This is a genomic window from Streptomyces sp. NPDC050121 (genome assembly GCF_044460385.1).
GTDB lineage: Bacteria > Actinomycetota > Actinomycetes > Streptomycetales > Streptomycetaceae > Streptomyces > Streptomyces soliscabiei.
Genome location: NZ_JBITJV010000010.1, coordinates 20,172 through 35,529 on the forward strand (window position 1 = coordinate 20,172; position 15,358 = coordinate 35,529).

The window sequence follows — 15,358 nt, forward strand, 5'->3', positions numbered from 1 at the left end:
GGGCGATTGTTCCAAAGAACGGGGCGGGCGCCCCCGAGGACCGTACTCGGGGGCGCCCGCCTGTCGTGATCAGAACCCTGAGACGGGATTCTTCAGGGTGCCGATCAGCTGGAGGGCGCCCGACGGGTCGGCCAGGTCCACCATCTGCCTGTTGTCGCGCAGCTGGAGCCGGTTGAGGCAGGACAGGGCGAACTCGGGCGCGAACAGGTCGTACTGGCGGAACCTGTCGGCCAGTTCGGGGTTGGCGCCTTGGTAGGCGCGGGTGACCTCGGCGACCGTGCGCCAGAAGTCGTCCTCCTCCAGGATGCCCTCGGTGGCGAGGCCGGCCGCGAGGAAGCGGAAGAAGCAGTCGAAGACGTCCGTGAAGATCGACAGCAGTTTCGTGTCCTCGGGCACGTCGACGCGGATCCGCCGGACCTCCGGCGGCAGCACCGCGTCCGGGTCCATGACGGCGATCTCCTCGGCGATGTCCTTGTAGACCGCCCGCTGCACGACCCCGTCCTTCAGCACCAGGATCGTGTTCTCGCCGTGCGGCATGAAGGCCAGGTCGTAGGCGTAGAAGCTGTGCAGCAGCGGGGTGTAGTAGGCCTGGAGGTAGTGGCGCAGCCACTGGGCCGGCGCCAGGCCGGACCGTTCGATGAGCGCGCCGGCCACCGACCGTCCCTCGTGGTCGACGTGCACCAGGGAGGCCATCGTGGCGAGCGACTCGCCGTCCTGGAGCGTCGGCACCGGGCTCTCCCGCCACAGCGCGGCCAGCATCTTGCGGTACGGCGAGTAGCGGTCCGTCGCCGCCTCGTACTCCAGGTGCCGGTAGCCGACGGCCGCCCGCTCCCGGATGATCGACAGACCGGTCGACTTCAGCACCGGGTCGTTGTCGATGAGCTGCGCGAGCCAGTCGTTGATGGCCGGGGTCGCCTCCATGTAGGCGGCCGACAGCCCGCGCATGAAGCCCATGTTGAGGACGGACAGGGCCGTCTTCACGTAGTGCTTCTCGGGGTGCGAGGAGTTGAAGAACGTCCGGATGGACTGCTGGGCCAGGTATTCGTCGTCGCCCTCGCCCAGGCACACCAGGTGCTGGCGGGCGATCTCGGCGGCGAAGGTGACGGTGAGCTTGTTCCACCACTGCCAGGGGTGGACGGGGATGAGGAGGTAGTCGGCGGGGTCCAGCCCCCGCTCGCGCAGCCGGCCGGCGAACCGCTCGACGGTCGCCTCGCCCAGCTCCTCCCGCACGAACGACTCGTAGTCGATCCCGACGCCGGCCGTGAACGCGGCCCGTGAGCGGTGCGCGGCCAGCCACACCAGCCGGACGGGGCTCGCCGTCTCCGGGGCGTACGACAGGTACTCGTGGATGCCGAAACCGAGCCGCCCGTTGTTGGCGACGAAGCAGGGGTGGCCCTCGGTCATGCCGGTCTCGATGGCCTGGAAGCCGTCGCGCACCAGCTCGGCGGAGGTCACCTGGGGCTTGGTGAGCTTGTAGCAGGCGCTGGACAGGGTGGAGGAGATCTCCTCCAGGTAGACCGGCAGGATCTCGTCGCTCAGGCCCAGCGTCTTCTTCAGCTCGATGAAGAAGTCCAGTGCGGCGAGCGGGAGTTCGACGCCGTCGCGGGTGCGGGTGATCGAGCCGGCGTCCACCTGCCAGTGGTCGAGGGCGCGGCGGACGGCGGTGAAGCGGTAGTACGTCAGCCCGTCGTCGCTGCGGACGACGTACCGGCCGTCCCGCTCCTCGGGAGTGATGAGCCGCTCGTGCGCGAACTCCGCGAGGGCCTTGCGGACGAGGAGACGGTTGGCCTTCTCCCAGCGTTCGGGGGAGAGGTGGGCGACGGCGTCGGCGAGGCTCAAATGGTCACCCCCTGCGCGGCGGCACGGTGCCTGTCGACGAAGCGCTCCCGGGTGCAGAAGCTCAGCAGGGCCTTCTTCTCCGGCTTCCGGATCTCCCGCTCGGGCACGAACCCGACGGCCTCGTTCAGGGCGTGCACGGCCTTGTTGGACACGTCCGGCTCGACGACGACGCGCCGCACCGCCGGGTCCTCGAAGAGGTGGGCCATGACGGCGGTGATGACCGCCCGGGTGAAGCCGTGCACCGGCGTGTCGGTCGGCGGGGTGAGGAAGTGCATGCCGACGTCGCCCGGCCGCGGCTCGTACAGGCCGACCAGCTCGCGGTGGGCGGGGTCGTACTTCTCCATCAGGAAGGCCGGGACACCGTCCTCGTCGAGGCCGAGCAGCGCGTGGTGGTGCTCGTCGGCCGCGATGTCCATGTAGGCGCGCTCGACGTCCACCAGGGTCGCGTCCTGCATCATCCAGAAGGCGGCCTTGGGGTGGGTGACCCAGGCGTGCAGCAGCTCGGCGTCCTTCAGCGGGTCGAGCGGGCGGAAGGTGAAGGTCGTAGGGCTCATACGGCGAACTCCTGGAACGCGATGGTCTTCTCGACCGGGTAGTACTCGCCGCCGAGCAGCTCTCGGATGATGCAGCTGTTGCGGTAGGCGCCCATCCCGAGGTCGGGCGAGGTGATGCTGTGCGTGTGCACGCCCGCGTTCTGCAGGAACACGCCCCGGCCCGTGGTGTCGATGGCGTAGTTGCGGGCGACGTCGAAGTTGCCCTGGGAGTCGTAGCGCAGTCTGTCCTTGACCGGCGCGAGGAACTCCGGCTCGGCGTACCGGTAGCCGGTGGCCAGGACCAGGCCCTGGGACTCGATCTCGAAGTCCTTCTCCTGCTCCTCCTGACGGAAGGACAGGGTGTATGACCCGTCGGCGTAAGTGGCGTCGGTGAGCGTGGAGTTGGTGAGCAGTCGGGTGGGGACGAGGCCGCCGAGGTTCTTCTGGTAGAGCAGGTCGAAGATCTCGTTGATCAGGTCGCCGTCGATGCCCTTGAAGAGGCCCTTCTGCTCGGCCGTGAGGCGGTAGCGGGTGCGCTCCGGCAGGGCGCGGAAGTAGTCGATGTACTCCGGGGACGTCATCTCCAGCGTGAGTTTGGTGTACTCCAGCGGGAAGAAGCGCGGGGAGCGGGTGACCCAGTTCAGCCGGTAGCCGTGGACGTCGATCTCGCCGAGCAGGTCGTGGTAGATCTCGGCGGCGGACTGGCCGGAGCCCACCAGCGTGATCGATTCCTTCTTCTGCAGCTCCGCCCGGTGCCGCACGTAGCGGGAGTTGTGGATGAAGTCGCCGCCCAGGCCGGCGCAGGCCTGCGGGACGTAAGGGGAGGTGCCGGTGCCGAGAACCAGGTGACGGGCGCGGTACATGTCGCCGGCCGTGGTCCGTACGGCGTACAGCGCGTCGCTCTCGTCGTACGTCACCTCCGCGACCGTCGTCGAGAAGCGCACGCTGCTGAGCTTGCCGGCGGCCCAGCGGCAGTAGTCGTCGTACTCGACGCGCAGCGGGTAGAAGTTCTCGCGGATGTAGAACGAGTACAGCCGCCCTTTCTCCTTCAGGTAGTTGAGGAAGGAGTACGGCGAGGTCGGGTCGGCGAGGGTGACCAGGTCCGACATGAACGGCGTCTGGAGGTGGGCGCCGTCGAGGAACATGCCGGCGTGCCACTCGAAGTCCGGCTTGGACTCCAGGAAGACGCCGTCGAGTTCGTCGATGGGCTCGGTGAGACAGGCCAGGCCGAGGTTGAAGGGGCCGAGCCCGATCCCCACGAAGTCATGGACGCGGCTGGCTTCATGAAGCGCGGTCAAGGGAGTCTCCCAGGTACTGCTCGGCGTGGCCGGCGATCAGGTCGAGGACGGCGGCGATGTCGTCGGTCGTCGTCTCGGGGTTGAGCAGGGTGAACTTCAGGTAGTGGCGGGCGCCCACCTTGGTGCCCGCCACGACCGCGTCGCCGGAGGCGAACAGGGCCTTGCGGGCGTGGAGGTTGGCGCGGTCGATCTCGGCCGGGTCGGTGACGACGGCCGGGATGTGGCGGAAGACCAGGGTGGAGAGCGAGGGCTGCACGACGACGTCGAAGCGGGGGTCGGCGGCCAGCAGTTTCCAGCCCTCGACGGCCAGGTCGCAGACCTCGTCGAAGAGCTGCCCGATGCCGTCGGCGCCCATCGTGCGCAGCGTCATCCACAGCTTGAGCGCGTCGAAACGGCGGGTGGTCTGCAGGGACTTGTCGACCTGGTTGGGGATGCGCTCGGTGACCATGCGGCGCGGGTTGAGGTACTCCGCGTGGTAGGTCGCGTGCCGCAGGGTCGAGGCGTCGCGCACCAGGACGGCGGACGAACTCACCGGCTGGAAGAAGGACTTGTGGTAGTCGACGGTGACGGAGTCGGCGCGCTCGATGCCGTCGATGCGGTCCCGGTACCTGAGGGAGGCGAGCAGCCCGCAGCCATAGGCGGCGTCGACGTGCATCCAGGCGCCGTACTGGGTGCACAGTTCGGCGATCTCGGGCAGCGGGTCGATGGACCCGAAGTCGGTGGTGCCGGCGGTGGCGACGACGGCCATGGGGACGAGGCCGGCCTTCTTGCAGCGCTCCAGCTCGTGGGCGAGCGCGACGGTCTGCATGCGCTTGTCGTGGTCGACGGGGATGGAGACCACCGAGTCCTGGCTCAGTCCGAGGAGTTGCGCGGACTTCTTCACGCTGAAGTGGCTGACCTCGGAGGCGAAGACGCGCAGTTTGGCGGGGGAGTCGGTCTTGGCCTCCTCCCGCGCGAGCAGCAGGGCCTGGAGGTTGGACTGCGTGCCGCCGGAGGTGAACACCCCGTCGGCGGCCGGGCCGAGGCCGATGCGCGCGGTCGTCCAGTCGATCAGTTTCCGCTCGATGAGGGTGCCGCCGGCCGACTGGTCCCAGGTGTCGAGGGAGGAGTTGACGGCGGACAGGACCGCCTCGCCCAGCAGGGCGGGGATGACGACCGGGCAGTTGAGGTGGGCGAGGTAGCGGGGGTGGTGGAAGTAGATCGCGTCGCGGAGGTAGACCTCCTCCAGCTCGTCCAGGACGGCCGCGGTGTCGTGCAGCGGCCGGTCCAGGTCGATCCCGTCGATGCGGGGCGCGAGGGCGTCGACCGTGACGCCGGTGAACGGACGTTCGGTGGCGGCGAGTTTGGCGGCCACCCGCTCGACTCCTTCGGTCACGGAGCGGCGGTACTGCTCCGCGGTCGTGTCATTGAGCAGGTGCGAGCGCATGAGGGGCCCTCCGAGGGTCGCTGCTTGACTTAGGTAAGCCTAACCTAACTAACATTGGCGAAGCCCTGTCCCTGTGGTGACCGTGATCACGTCGGTCACTCGCTCTCGCGGAGCTGTTCCTCCGTCAGGCCCTGACGCCAGTACCCGACGAAGGTGACCCGCCGCCGGTCGACCCCGCGCTCCCGCACGAAGTGCCGGCGCAGCGCCTTCACCGACCCCGACTCGCCCGCGATCCAGACGTACGGGTGCGTGGCGGGCGGGAGCTGCGCTCCCCGGAGGGCGTCGAGGGGACTCTCCCCGACCGTCCAGGTGATCTCGGCGTCCGCCGCGGTCGCCAACTCCTGTACGTCCCCGGCGTCATGCACCTGCAGCCACGCCCGCACCCGCTGGCCGGCCGGCAGCGACTCCAGGATCGAGGCGATCGCCGGCAGCGCGCTCTCGTCGCCCCACAGCACGACCAGATCGGTGTCCTGCGGAGGCCGGAACCGGATCGCCCGGTTGTCGGCGATCGCGGGGCCCAGCAGGACCACCCGGTCCCCGGCGGCGGCCCGGGCGGCCCACGCGCAGGCGGGGCCGGCCGGTGTGTGCAGCACGAAGTCGATGTCGATCTCGTCGGGCTCGCGTCGCAGCGCCCGGAGCGTGTACGACCGCATCACCGCCCGTACGTCGTCCGGCAACTCGCGCCACCCCTGCCACCAGCCGTCCCCGAGCTCGAAGGGAACGGCGGGCTCCGACTGCCCCGGCTGCGGCAGGAAGAGGGAGAGCGACTGATCACGCCCGTCGGAGAAGAAGTACCGCAGGTCCTCGCCGGAGAAGGTGACCCGGACGAGAGAGGACGAGATCTGCCGGGTTCGCACGACGTGAAGGGAGAAGAACCGGAAGGGGGCGGCGACGGCGGTGGTCATGGGGGGACTCCTGAGACTTCGTCAGGTTGTAAGTGGGGGTGGGGCAGCCAACTCAGGGGCGCGGGGCTGTGTCGATATGCGGCTCCGCCGCGATGGGGGTCCCCCCGCTCGAGCGAAGCCGAGAGTGGGGGAGCGACCAGCCCCAACCGGCCCGCAGCTCACACACGACCTCAAGCACCCTGATCAGCTGACCTTCTTCGCCTTCTCGAGAGCCTCGGCGAGATTCCCAAGCAGCGGCACACACTTGTCGTACGAAAGGATCGGTTCCGGCGACCGGGCGATGACCTGCCCCGCCTTCACCGCGGGCAACTTCTTCCAGGTGGCCTCCGTGATCGCCGAAGGCTGAATCGTCGTGGACCGGTCGTCCATCATGATGATGTCCGCCGGGTACTTGTCGACGTTCTCCCAGCTCAGCGACTCGTACCAGCCACCCCCCTGCTTCTTCGCGCTCTCCGGCGGCTCGACGAAGTTCACGCCGAGCGCCTTGAAGTACTCCAGGTCGATGGAGAGGTTGGTGCCGGAGACGTAGAACAGCTCGGCGCTCGCGGAACCGGCCATCACCTTGATGTCGGGCTTGGCCTTCGCGGCGGCGCGCAGCCGGGCGGCCGCGTCCTCGAACCTCTTCTTCGCGGCGGTGACCCCGGCCGCCGTCATATCGGCCCCGAGGGACTCGGCCAGCTCCCACATGCGCTGCAACGGAGCGGTCAACTGGCGGTCGTAGACGGAGACGCCGACGCTCGGGGCAAGCTTCGCGATCTTGTCCTTGGAGGCCTCGGGGACGTACCAGAGGGTGCCGACGTCGTCGAACATCGTGGAGATGAGGACGTCGGGCGCGAGGGCCGCGTACTTCTCGACGTTGAACTCGTCCCAGACGTTGCCGAGGATCTCGACCTTGGTGATGTCCATGTCGCCTGCCTGGACGTCGGCCTTGCCGGTGGTCGTCCTGGTCGGGCCGAACACGCCCTTGACCTGGATGCCGTAGTCGTGGAGGGCGGCGCCGACACCGGTGAACGCGACGATGTTCGCGGGGGACTTGTCGAGCTTCACCGTGGTGCCGCGGTCGTCCTTGAACGTCCAGGGGCCGGACTTGCCCGACGTGCTCGCCGACGACCGGGAGCCACTGCTGCTCGCGTCCTCGTCCCCGCAGGCGGCGAGGGCGGCGCCGAGTCCGAGGGCGCCGGCGGCGGCGAGGATGCCACGGCGGGTGGGGCGAGCGGCACTGGCGTTGGGCATGGCTCTGGCTACTTTCGAACGGGGCGGATCACCCGAGGACGGTTCGAATGTAGGTTAGCCTAACCTCAGTTTCTGTCCAGGGGGCGGCAAGAGGACGGCAAGAGGACAGCAAAAGGGCGGCCTCAGGGAACGCCCTGAGACCGCCCTGAGGCCGCCCTGAAACCGCCCGGTCGGACCGATCAGCCCGCCAGGCCCAACTCCCTCGCGATCAGCATCCGTTGCACCTCGCTCGTGCCCTCCCCGATCTCCAGGATCTTGGAGTCGCGCCACATCCGGGCCACCGGGTACTCGTTCATGAAGCCGTACCCGCCGTGGACCTGCGTGGCGTCGCGGGCATTGTCGACGGCGATCGTCGACGAGTAGAGCTTGGCGAGCGCCGCCTCCTTCTTGAAGGGCTCGCCGGACACCAGACGGGAGGCCGCGTCGCGCCAGGAGAGGCGGGCGGTGTGGGCCTTCATCTCCATGTCGGCGATCTTGAACTGGATGGCCTGGTTGGCGCCGATCGGCCGGCCGAACGCGTGCCGTTCCTTCGCGTACTTCACCGACTCGTCCACACAGCCCTGCGCGAGCCCGGTGGCGAGGGCCGCGATGGCGATCCGGCCCTCGTCGAGGATCCGCAGGAACTGCGCGTACCCGCGGCCCGCTTCGCCCAGCAGGTTCGCCGCCGGGACCCGCACGTCGGAGAAGGACAGCTCACGGGTGTCCGAGGCGTTCCAGCCGACCTTCGAGTAGGGCGCGGCGACCGTGAACCCCGGGGTGCCGGACGGCACGATGATCGCCGAGATCAGCGGCCCGCCGTCCGGCTTGCGGCCCGTCACGGCCGTGACCGTGACCAACCCCGTGATGTCCGTGCCCGAGTTGGTGATGAAGCACTTGGTGCCGTTGATCACCCACTCGTCGGTCTCCGGGTCGATCCGAGCCGTCGTCCGGGTCGCGCCCGCGTCCGAGCCGCCGTCCGGCTCCGTCAGCCCGAAGGCGCCCAGGATCTCGCCGGAGCACAGCCGCGGCAGCCACTGACGCTTCTGCTCCTCGGTGCCGAACAGATGGATCGGCATCGCGCCCAGCGAGACACCCGCCTCCAGGGTGATCGCCACGGACGAGTCGACGCGCGCCAACTCCTCCAGCGCGATGCCGAGGGCGAGGTAGTCGCCGCCCATGCCGCCGTACTCCTCCGGGAACGGCAGCCCGAACAGGCCCATGCGGCCCATCTCGCGGACGATCTCGTACGGGAACTCGTGCCGCTCGTAGAAGTCGCCGATCTTGGGCGCGACGACGTCGTGCGCGAACTCCTCGACGGTGCGCCGGAGTTCTTCCAGCTCGGGGGAGAGACGGTGGTCCATGTCGGGTCACTGCTCCTTGTGGGGCTGTGGTGTCCTGCCGAGGGCGCGGACGGTGCGGGACGGGCTGGGTCGGCCCAGTTGGTCGGCCATCCACACGCTGGTTGCGACGAGACGGCCGAGGTCGACCCCGGTGTCGACACCGAGGCCCTGAAGCATCCACACGAGGTCTTCGGTGGCGAGGTTGCCGGTGGCGGACTTGGCGAACGGGCAGCCGCCGAGACCGCCCGCCGAGGCGTCGACGACGGTGACGCCGTGCTGGAGCGCGGCAAGGGTGTTGGCGAGCGCCTGGCCGTAGGTGTCATGGAAGTGCACACCGATCACGTTCGTCGGCACGCCCTGCTCGTTGAGCGACGACAGCAGTTCCAGGACATGGCCCGGGGTGGCGACGCCGATCGTGTCGCCCAGGCTCAGTTCGTCGCATCCCATGTCCCGCAGCGCCGTGCAGACCCGCACGACCTGGTGCAGCGGGACCGATCCCTCCCAGGGGTCGCCGAAGCACATCGACACATAGCCGCGGACGTGCGCGCCCTCGTCCTTCGCCCGCCGCACCACCGGCTCGAACACGGCGAGCGACTCGTCCACCGTGCGGTTGAGGTTGGCCTTCGCGAAGGACTCCGTGGCGCTGGCGAACACGGCGACGCGCCGCGCGCCCAGCGCCAGCGCCCGGTCCAGCCCGCGTGCGTTCGGCACGAGGACCGGCAGTGCCACCGGCAGGCCGGAGACGAGCGGGAACAGCTCCTCGGCATCGGCGAGCTGCGGCACCCACTTGGGGTGGACGAAGCTCGTCGCCTCGATCGTCGTCAGGCCCGCGTCGGCCAGCCGGCGCACGAACTCCGCCTTCACCGCCGTCGGCACGGTCGACTTCTCGTTCTGCAGCCCGTCGCGCGCGCCGACCTCGTGGATCCTGATCCGCGCGGGCAGCTCCGGGGCCGGTACGACCATGGGGAGTGTCACAGGTCCTCCTCTGCCGATGCCTCTGCCGATGCCTCTGCTCCTGCCGATGCCTCTGCTCCTGCCGAGGTCTCCGCGGGGGTCTCTGTGGGGGCGATGACGGCGAGCACCTGGTCCATGGCGACCGTCGTCCCCGGGGCGACGTCCAGCTCGGCGACCGTGCCGGCGTGCGGGGCGGAGATGACGTGTTCCATCTTCATCGCCTCGACGACCAGCAGACTCTGGCCCGCGATCACCTCGTCGCCGACGGCGACCTTGACGACCGTCACCGTGCCGGGCATCGGCGCGGTCAGCGAGTCGGCGCCACCGTGCGCGGCGCCGGACAGCGACGCGGCGACCGGATCATGGTCACGCACCTGCCAGGCGTCGCCGTCCCGGCCCAGCCAGGTGCCGTCCGGCAGCGCGACGAAGGTGTGACGGACGTCGTCGAGCCGGAAGCCGAACCGATGTCCGGCCGCGCCCCGCGGGGGCACGCCCGCGGACCCCCGCAGGGGCCGGTCCGCGCCGGGCAGGAGCAGCTCCGTCGCGTCGCCCGGCGTGCTGCGCACGCGCACGGTCACCGGCTCGTGGCCGGCCGCCTGGAGGTGGTGCGGTGTCCAGGCCCGCTCGCCGCCCAGGCGCCAGCCGTCGGCGGCGGCGAACGGGTCCGCCCAGCCGGAGCGGGAGTGAGCGCCGACTGCGGACGGGGCCGCCCAGCCGGAGCCGGAGTGAGCGCCGGAGGCGGACGGGGCGTCGGAGCCGGAGTGGGCGTCGGAGCCGGAGTGGGCGTGGGTGTCGGGGGCGAGCGCACCATGGCGCAGCAGCGCCGCCGCCGCGTAGACCTCCTGCGGCACCGTGTCCGAGATCAGCCCGGCCACTTCGCGCTCGACCAGCCCGGTGTCCAACTCGCCCGCCACCACCGCCGGATGGGCGAGCAGTCGGCGCAGGAAGCCCGCGTTGGTCTGTACGCCCAGCGTGACCGTCTCCGCGAGCGCGGCGCGGAGCTTGCGGAGCGCGGTGGCGCGGTCGGGGCCGTACGCGATCACCTTGCTCAGCATCGGGTCGTACAGGCTGCCGACCTCGGTGCCCTCGCTGAGCCCGGAGTCGGTGCGCACGCCGTCGCCCTGCGGCTCGTGCAGCCTGAGCACCGTCCCGCCGGAGGGCAGGAACCCGCGCGCGGGGTCCTCGGCGCAGATGCGTGCCTCGACCGCGTGCCCGGTCAGCCGGATGTCCTGCTGTCCGAAGGACAGCGGCTCGCCGGCCGCGACCCGCAGCTGCCACTCCACCAGGTCGAGCCCGGTGACCAGCTCGGTGACCGGATGCTCCACCTGGAGCCGGGTGTTCATCTCCATGAAGAAGTACGACGACGGGTCCTCGCCGGGGACGATGAACTCCACCGTGCCCGCGCCCCGGTACCCGCAGGACCGCGCCGCCTGCACGGCCGCCTCGCCCATCGACGCACGCGTGGCCTCGTCGAGGAGCACGCTCGGCGCCTCCTCGATGATCTTCTGGTGCCGGCGCTGGAGGGAGCACTCGCGCTCGCCCAGGTGCACCACGTTGCCGTGCCCGTCCGCCAGGACCTGGATCTCGATGTGCCGGGGCCGGTCCACCCACCGCTCGACGAGCAGCGTGTCGTCGCCGAAGGAGGCGCGGGCCTCGCGGCGGGCGGCGGCGATCTCGTCGGCCAGCAGTGCGGCGTCCCGCACCAGCCGCATGCCCTTGCCGCCGCCGCCCGCGCTCGGCTTCAGCAGCACCGGGACGCCGATCTCGTGGGCGGCGGCGACGAGCTGGTCGTCCGTCAGCCCGCTGCCGCTCGATCCCGGGACGACAGGCACCCCGGCCGCCCGCACGGTCTCCTTCGCCCGGATCTTGTCGCCCATGAGGGAGATGGCGTCGGCGGGCGGCCCGATGAAGACGAGCCCCGCGTCGCCGCACGCGCGCGCGAAGCCCGCGTTCTCGGCCAGGAAGCCGTACCCGGGATGGACGGCCTGCGCGCCCGTCCGCGCGGCGGCCGCCAGCAGCCGCTCCACGGACAGATAGCTCTCGGCCGCCGCGGCCGGACCGATCCGTACCGCCGTGTCGGCCTCCCGGACGTGCCGGGCGTCCGCGTCGGCGTCCGAGAAGACGGCCACCGAGCGCACGCCCATCGACCGCAGCGTCCGGATGACGCGGACGGCGATCTCCCCCCGGTTGGCCACAAGCACCGTGTCGAACATTGTCGTCATGCCCCTCACATCCGGAAGACGCCGAACTGGGGGTCGCCCAGGGGCGCGTTGGCGCAGGCGGTCAGTGCCAGCCCCAGCACCTGCCGGGTCTCCATGGGGTCGATGACCCCGTCGTCCCACAGGCGGGCCGTCGCGTAATAGGCGTTCCCCTGGCGGTCGTACTGCGCACGGATCGGATCCTTGAAGGCCTCCTCGTCCGCGGTGGGCCAGGACTCGCCGCGCGCCTCCAACTGGTCCCGCTTGACGGTCGCGAGCACCGAAGCGGCCTGCTCGCCGCCCATGACGGAGATCTTGGCGCCCGGCCACATCCACAGGAAGCGCGGCGAGTAGGCCCGGCCGCACATGGAGTAGTTCCCGGCGCCGTACGACCCGCCGATCACGACCGTCAGTTTCGGCACGCGTGTGCACGCCACCGCCGTCACCATCTTGGCGCCGTGCTTGGCGATGCCCCCGGCCTCGTAGTCCCGGCCGACCATGAAGCCGGAGATGTTCTGCAGGAACACCAGCGGGATCCCGCGCTGGTCGCAGAGCTCGATGAAGTGGGCGCCCTTCTGGGCGGACTCGGAGAACAGGATGCCGTTGTTGGCGACGATGCCCACCGGGTGACCGTGGATCCGGGCGAAGCCGGTGACCAGGGTCTGCCCGAACTCGGACTTGAACTCCGCGAACCGGGAGCCGTCGACCACGCGCGCGATGACCTCCCGTACGTCATAGGGGGTGCGGGAGTCGACCGGCACGGCGCCGTACAGCCCGTAGGGGTCCACCTTGGGCTCGACGGACGGCCGCACCTCCCAGGGGAGGGGACCGCGCGCGGGGAGCGTGGAGACGATGTTCCGCATGATCCGCAGCGCGTGCGCGTCGTCCTCCGCGAGATGGTCGGTCACGCCCGACACACGCGCGTGCACCTCGCCGCCGCCCAGTTCCTCCGCGGTGACGACCTCACCGGTGGCGGCCTTCACCAGCGGGGGCCCGCCCAGGAAGATCGTCCCCTGGTTGCGCACGATGACGGCCTCGTCGCTCATGGCCGGGACGTACGCCCCGCCGGCCGTGCACGACCCGAGGACGGCCGCGATCTGGGGGATGCCCGCCCCCGACATCCGGGCCTGGTTGTAGAAGATCCGCCCGAAGTGCTCCCGGTCCGGGAACACCTCGTCCTGCATCGGCAGGAAGGCGCCGCCGGAGTCGACCAGGTACAGACAGGGCAGGCGGTTCTCCAGCGCCACCTCCTGCGCGCGCAGGTGCTTCTTCACCGTCATCGGGTAGTAGGTGCCGCCCTTGACGGTGGCGTCGTTGGCGACGATCACGCACACGCGCCCGGCGACCCGCCCGATCCCGGCGATGACCCCGGCGGCCGGAGCCTGCCCGTCGTACATCCCGTCGGCGGCCAGCGGCGCGAGCTCCAGGAACGGCGAGCCCGGGTCCAGCAGGGCGTCGACCCGGTCCCGGGGCAACAGCTTGCCGCGCGCGGTATGGCGGGCCCGCGCCTTCTCGCCGCCGCCCAGCCGGGCCGCGGCGAGCTTGCCGCGCAGCTCCTCGACGAGGACGCGATGCGCCTCCTCGTTGGCCTGCCAGGCCTCCGACGCGGGGTTCGCCGCGCTCGTCAGCTCCGGTGCCTGCTCCATCCTGCGGTTCCCCTCACCCGTGACTGACTGCTCGTCCTAGGCTGTTAATGAGCGTTAACCATTTCCTTCAGGTTAACGACCGCTAACCTCCCTGTCTAGAATTGCTTTCATGGCCACGAGAACCGACGCCCCCACCCGCCGCGAGCAGATCCTCAAGGAGGCTGCGCGGCTGTTCGCCGAGCGCGGGTTCCATGGCGTCGGGGTGGACGAGATAGGGGCCGCGGTCGGTATCAGCGGTCCGGGGCTGTACCGGCACTTCCCGGGCAAGGACGCGATGCTCGCGGAGCTGCTCGTCGGCATCAGCGGCCGACTGCTGACAGGTGCGAAACGGCGCCTCCAGGAGGCCGACGGCGTGCCCTTCGAGGCGGTCCTCGACTCGCTCATCGAGGGGCACATCGACTTCGCCCTCGACGACCGCCCTCTGATCACCCTGCACGACCGCGAGCTGGACCGCCTCCGGGACAGCGACCGCAAGCTGGTGCGCCAGCTCCAGCGGCAGTACGTCGAACTGTGGGTGGAGGTCGTCCGCGAGGTCTACCCTGCGTTGACGGAGCCGGCGGCCCGTTCGGCGGTGCACTCCGTCTTCGGCCTGCTGAACTCGACCCCGCACCTCGGCCGGCCGGGCGCCCTGCCGGGCCGCGGGGTGACCGCGGAACTGCTGCACCGGATGGCCAGGGGGGCGTTCGCGGCGGCCGGGGCGTGACGAGCGTTACCCCGGGCGCACCCTGGACGGCCTCTGTACTCGCCGGTACGGTTGTCTGAGCAAGCGCTTAGACACGCATGCGCTTGGACAGGGCGAAGTTCGCGATGCAGGTACGTGGAGGTGGCGGAGAGTGCGCCGTACGGTGTTCAACGAGGACCACGAGGCGTTCCGGGAGACCCTCCGGGCCTTCATCGAGGCCGAGGTCGTCCCCGTCTACGACGAGTGGTTCGCCGCCGGCCAGGCGCCGCGCGACTTCTACTACAAGCTCGCCGAGCTGGGCGTCTTCGGCATCCGCGTCGACGAGGAGTACGGCGGCGCAGGCATCGACTCCTACAAGTTCGAGGCCGTCCTGTACGAGGAGACGGCCCGCGCGGGCATCACGTTCGGCGGCTCCGGCGTGCACGTCCTGCTCGGGCTGCCGTACATCAAGCTCCTCGCCACCGACGAGCAGAAGAAGCGCTACCTGCCGAAGTTCGTCTCCGGCGAGGAGATGTGGGCGATCGCGATGACCGAGCCGGGCACCGGCTCCGACCTCGCGGGCATGAAGACCACCGCCAAGCTGAGCGAGGACGGCACGCACTACGTCCTCAACGGCTCCAAGACCTTCATCACCGGCGGCGTCCACGCCGACCAGATGATCGTCTGCGCCCGGACCGACGCGCCCAGCGCCGACGACCGCCGGCACGGCATATCCCTCCTCGTGGTGGACACCAAGTCCGAGGGCTACTCGATCGGCCGCAAGCTGGACAAGCTCGGCCTGAAGACCTCCGACACCGCCGAGCTGGCGTTCGTCGACGTCAAGGTGCCCGTCGAGAACCTCCTCGGCGAGGAGAACAAGGGCTTCTACTACCTCGGCCACAACCTCGCCTCCGAGCGCTGGGGCATCGCCTACGGCGCGTACGCGCAGGCCAAGGCAGCCGTCCGGTTCGCCAAGCAGTACGTGCAGGAGCGCACCGTCTTCGGCAAGCCGGTCGCGCACTTCCAGAACACCAAGTTCGAGCTGGCCGCCTGCCAGGCCGAGGTGGACGCGGCCGAGGCCGTCGCCGACCGCGCCACGGAGGCCCTGGACGCGGGCGAGCTGACCCCGGCCGAGGCCGCCAGCGCCAAGCTGTTCTGCACCGAGGTCGCGCACCGCGTCATCGACCGCTGCCTCCAGCTGCACGGCGGCTACGGCTTCATGAACGAGTACCCGATCGCCCGCCTGTACGCGGACAACCGCGTCAACCGGATCTACGGCGGCACCAGCGAGATCATGAAGTCGATCATCGCCAAGGACATGGGCCTGTAAGGCCCGCGAAACCCCA

Annotated in this window: 12 protein-coding genes; 2 read left to right on the forward strand and 10 right to left on the reverse strand. The window is 70.2% G+C overall.

Annotated features, from left to right (window positions below; translation table 11 throughout):
* Positions 1-69: 69 nt before the first annotated feature.
* The 10 genes from ACIBTS_RS17140 to ACIBTS_RS17185 form a co-directional block, all read right to left on the reverse strand.
* Positions 70-1,839, reverse strand: coding sequence for an IucA/IucC family protein (locus tag ACIBTS_RS17140; RefSeq protein WP_399320155.1), 1,770 nt, complete (start codon positions 1,837-1,839; stop codon positions 70-72).
* On the reverse strand, positions 1,836-2,393 hold the full coding sequence (locus ACIBTS_RS17145; protein ID WP_399320157.1) for a GNAT family N-acetyltransferase: 558 nt from the start codon (positions 2,391-2,393) through the stop codon (positions 1,836-1,838). The genes ACIBTS_RS17140 and ACIBTS_RS17145 overlap by 4 nt, the downstream gene beginning before the upstream one ends.
* On the reverse strand, positions 2,390-3,670 hold the full coding sequence (locus ACIBTS_RS17150) for a lysine N(6)-hydroxylase/L-ornithine N(5)-oxygenase family protein (protein WP_399320158.1): 1,281 nt from the start codon (positions 3,668-3,670) through the stop codon (positions 2,390-2,392). Before ACIBTS_RS17150 ends, ACIBTS_RS17145 begins: the two co-directional genes overlap by 4 nt.
* Entirely contained in the window at positions 3,654-5,096 is a 1,443-nt protein-coding gene (gene desA / locus ACIBTS_RS17155; protein ID WP_399320160.1) for a lysine decarboxylase DesA, read from the reverse strand. Before desA ends, ACIBTS_RS17150 begins: the two co-directional genes overlap by 17 nt.
* 95 nt (positions 5,097-5,191) lie before the next feature.
* On the reverse strand, positions 5,192-6,001 hold the full coding sequence (locus ACIBTS_RS17160) for a siderophore-interacting protein (RefSeq protein ID WP_399320161.1): 810 nt from the start codon (positions 5,999-6,001) through the stop codon (positions 5,192-5,194).
* Positions 6,002-6,184: 183 nt separating this feature from the next.
* Entirely contained in the window at positions 6,185-7,234 is a 1,050-nt protein-coding gene (locus ACIBTS_RS17165) for an ABC transporter substrate-binding protein (RefSeq protein WP_399320162.1), read from the reverse strand.
* Between the two features lie 179 nt (positions 7,235-7,413).
* Positions 7,414-8,574: an acyl-CoA dehydrogenase family protein gene (locus tag ACIBTS_RS17170; protein ID WP_399320164.1), complete on the reverse strand. Its 1,161-nt coding sequence runs from the start codon at positions 8,572-8,574 to the stop codon at positions 7,414-7,416.
* Positions 8,575-8,580: 6 nt separating this feature from the next.
* A complete protein-coding gene (locus ACIBTS_RS17175; protein ID WP_399320493.1) occupies positions 8,581-9,516 on the reverse strand; it encodes a hydroxymethylglutaryl-CoA lyase in 936 nt (311 codons plus the stop codon).
* An 8-nt stretch (positions 9,517-9,524) separates the two neighbouring features.
* Entirely contained in the window at positions 9,525-11,720 is a 2,196-nt protein-coding gene (locus ACIBTS_RS17180) for an acetyl/propionyl/methylcrotonyl-CoA carboxylase subunit alpha (protein ID WP_399320494.1), read from the reverse strand.
* 14 nt (positions 11,721-11,734) lie between these two features.
* The gene (locus tag ACIBTS_RS17185; protein ID WP_399320165.1) at positions 11,735-13,351 is read right to left on the reverse strand and encodes a carboxyl transferase domain-containing protein; all 1,617 of its coding nucleotides are present in this window, start codon (positions 13,349-13,351) and stop codon (positions 11,735-11,737) included.
* A gap of 109 nt (positions 13,352-13,460) precedes the next feature.
* On the opposite strand from ACIBTS_RS17185, the gene ACIBTS_RS17190 reads away from it, so the two are divergent.
* On the forward strand, positions 13,461-14,054 hold the full coding sequence (locus tag ACIBTS_RS17190; RefSeq protein WP_319342056.1) for a TetR/AcrR family transcriptional regulator: 594 nt from the start codon (positions 13,461-13,463) through the stop codon (positions 14,052-14,054).
* Positions 14,055-14,184: 130 nt separating this feature from the next.
* Complete coding sequence (locus tag ACIBTS_RS17195; RefSeq protein ID WP_057574840.1) at positions 14,185-15,342, forward strand: acyl-CoA dehydrogenase family protein; 1,158 nt, start codon at positions 14,185-14,187, stop codon at positions 15,340-15,342.
* Positions 15,343-15,358: the final 16 nt, after the last annotated feature.

Bases quoted from the DNA above. Each gene is read 5' to 3' on its own strand.
- ACIBTS_RS17145 (WP_399320157.1), bottom strand. From the start codon at position 2,393: ATGAGCCCTACGACCTTCACCTTCCGCCCGCTCGACCCGCTGAAGGAC.
- desA (WP_399320160.1), bottom strand. From the start codon at position 5,096: ATGCGCTCGCACCTGCTCAATGACACGACCGCGGAGCAGTACCGCCGC.
- ACIBTS_RS17160 (WP_399320161.1), bottom strand. From the start codon at position 6,001: ATGACCACCGCCGTCGCCGCCCCCTTCCGGTTCTTCTCCCTTCACGTC.
- ACIBTS_RS17165 (WP_399320162.1), bottom strand. From the start codon at position 7,234: ATGCCCAACGCCAGTGCCGCTCGCCCCACCCGCCGTGGCATCCTCGCC.
- ACIBTS_RS17170 (WP_399320164.1), bottom strand. From the start codon at position 8,574: ATGGACCACCGTCTCTCCCCCGAGCTGGAAGAACTCCGGCGCACCGTC.
- ACIBTS_RS17175 (WP_399320493.1), bottom strand. From the start codon at position 9,516: ATGGTCGTACCGGCCCCGGAGCTGCCCGCGCGGATCAGGATCCACGAG.
- ACIBTS_RS17180 (WP_399320494.1), bottom strand. From the start codon at position 11,720: ATGTTCGACACGGTGCTTGTGGCCAACCGGGGGGAGATCGCCGTCCGC.
- ACIBTS_RS17185 (WP_399320165.1), bottom strand. From the start codon at position 13,351: ATGGAGCAGGCACCGGAGCTGACGAGCGCGGCGAACCCCGCGTCGGAG.
- ACIBTS_RS17190 (WP_319342056.1), top strand. From the start codon at position 13,461: ATGGCCACGAGAACCGACGCCCCCACCCGCCGCGAGCAGATCCTCAAG.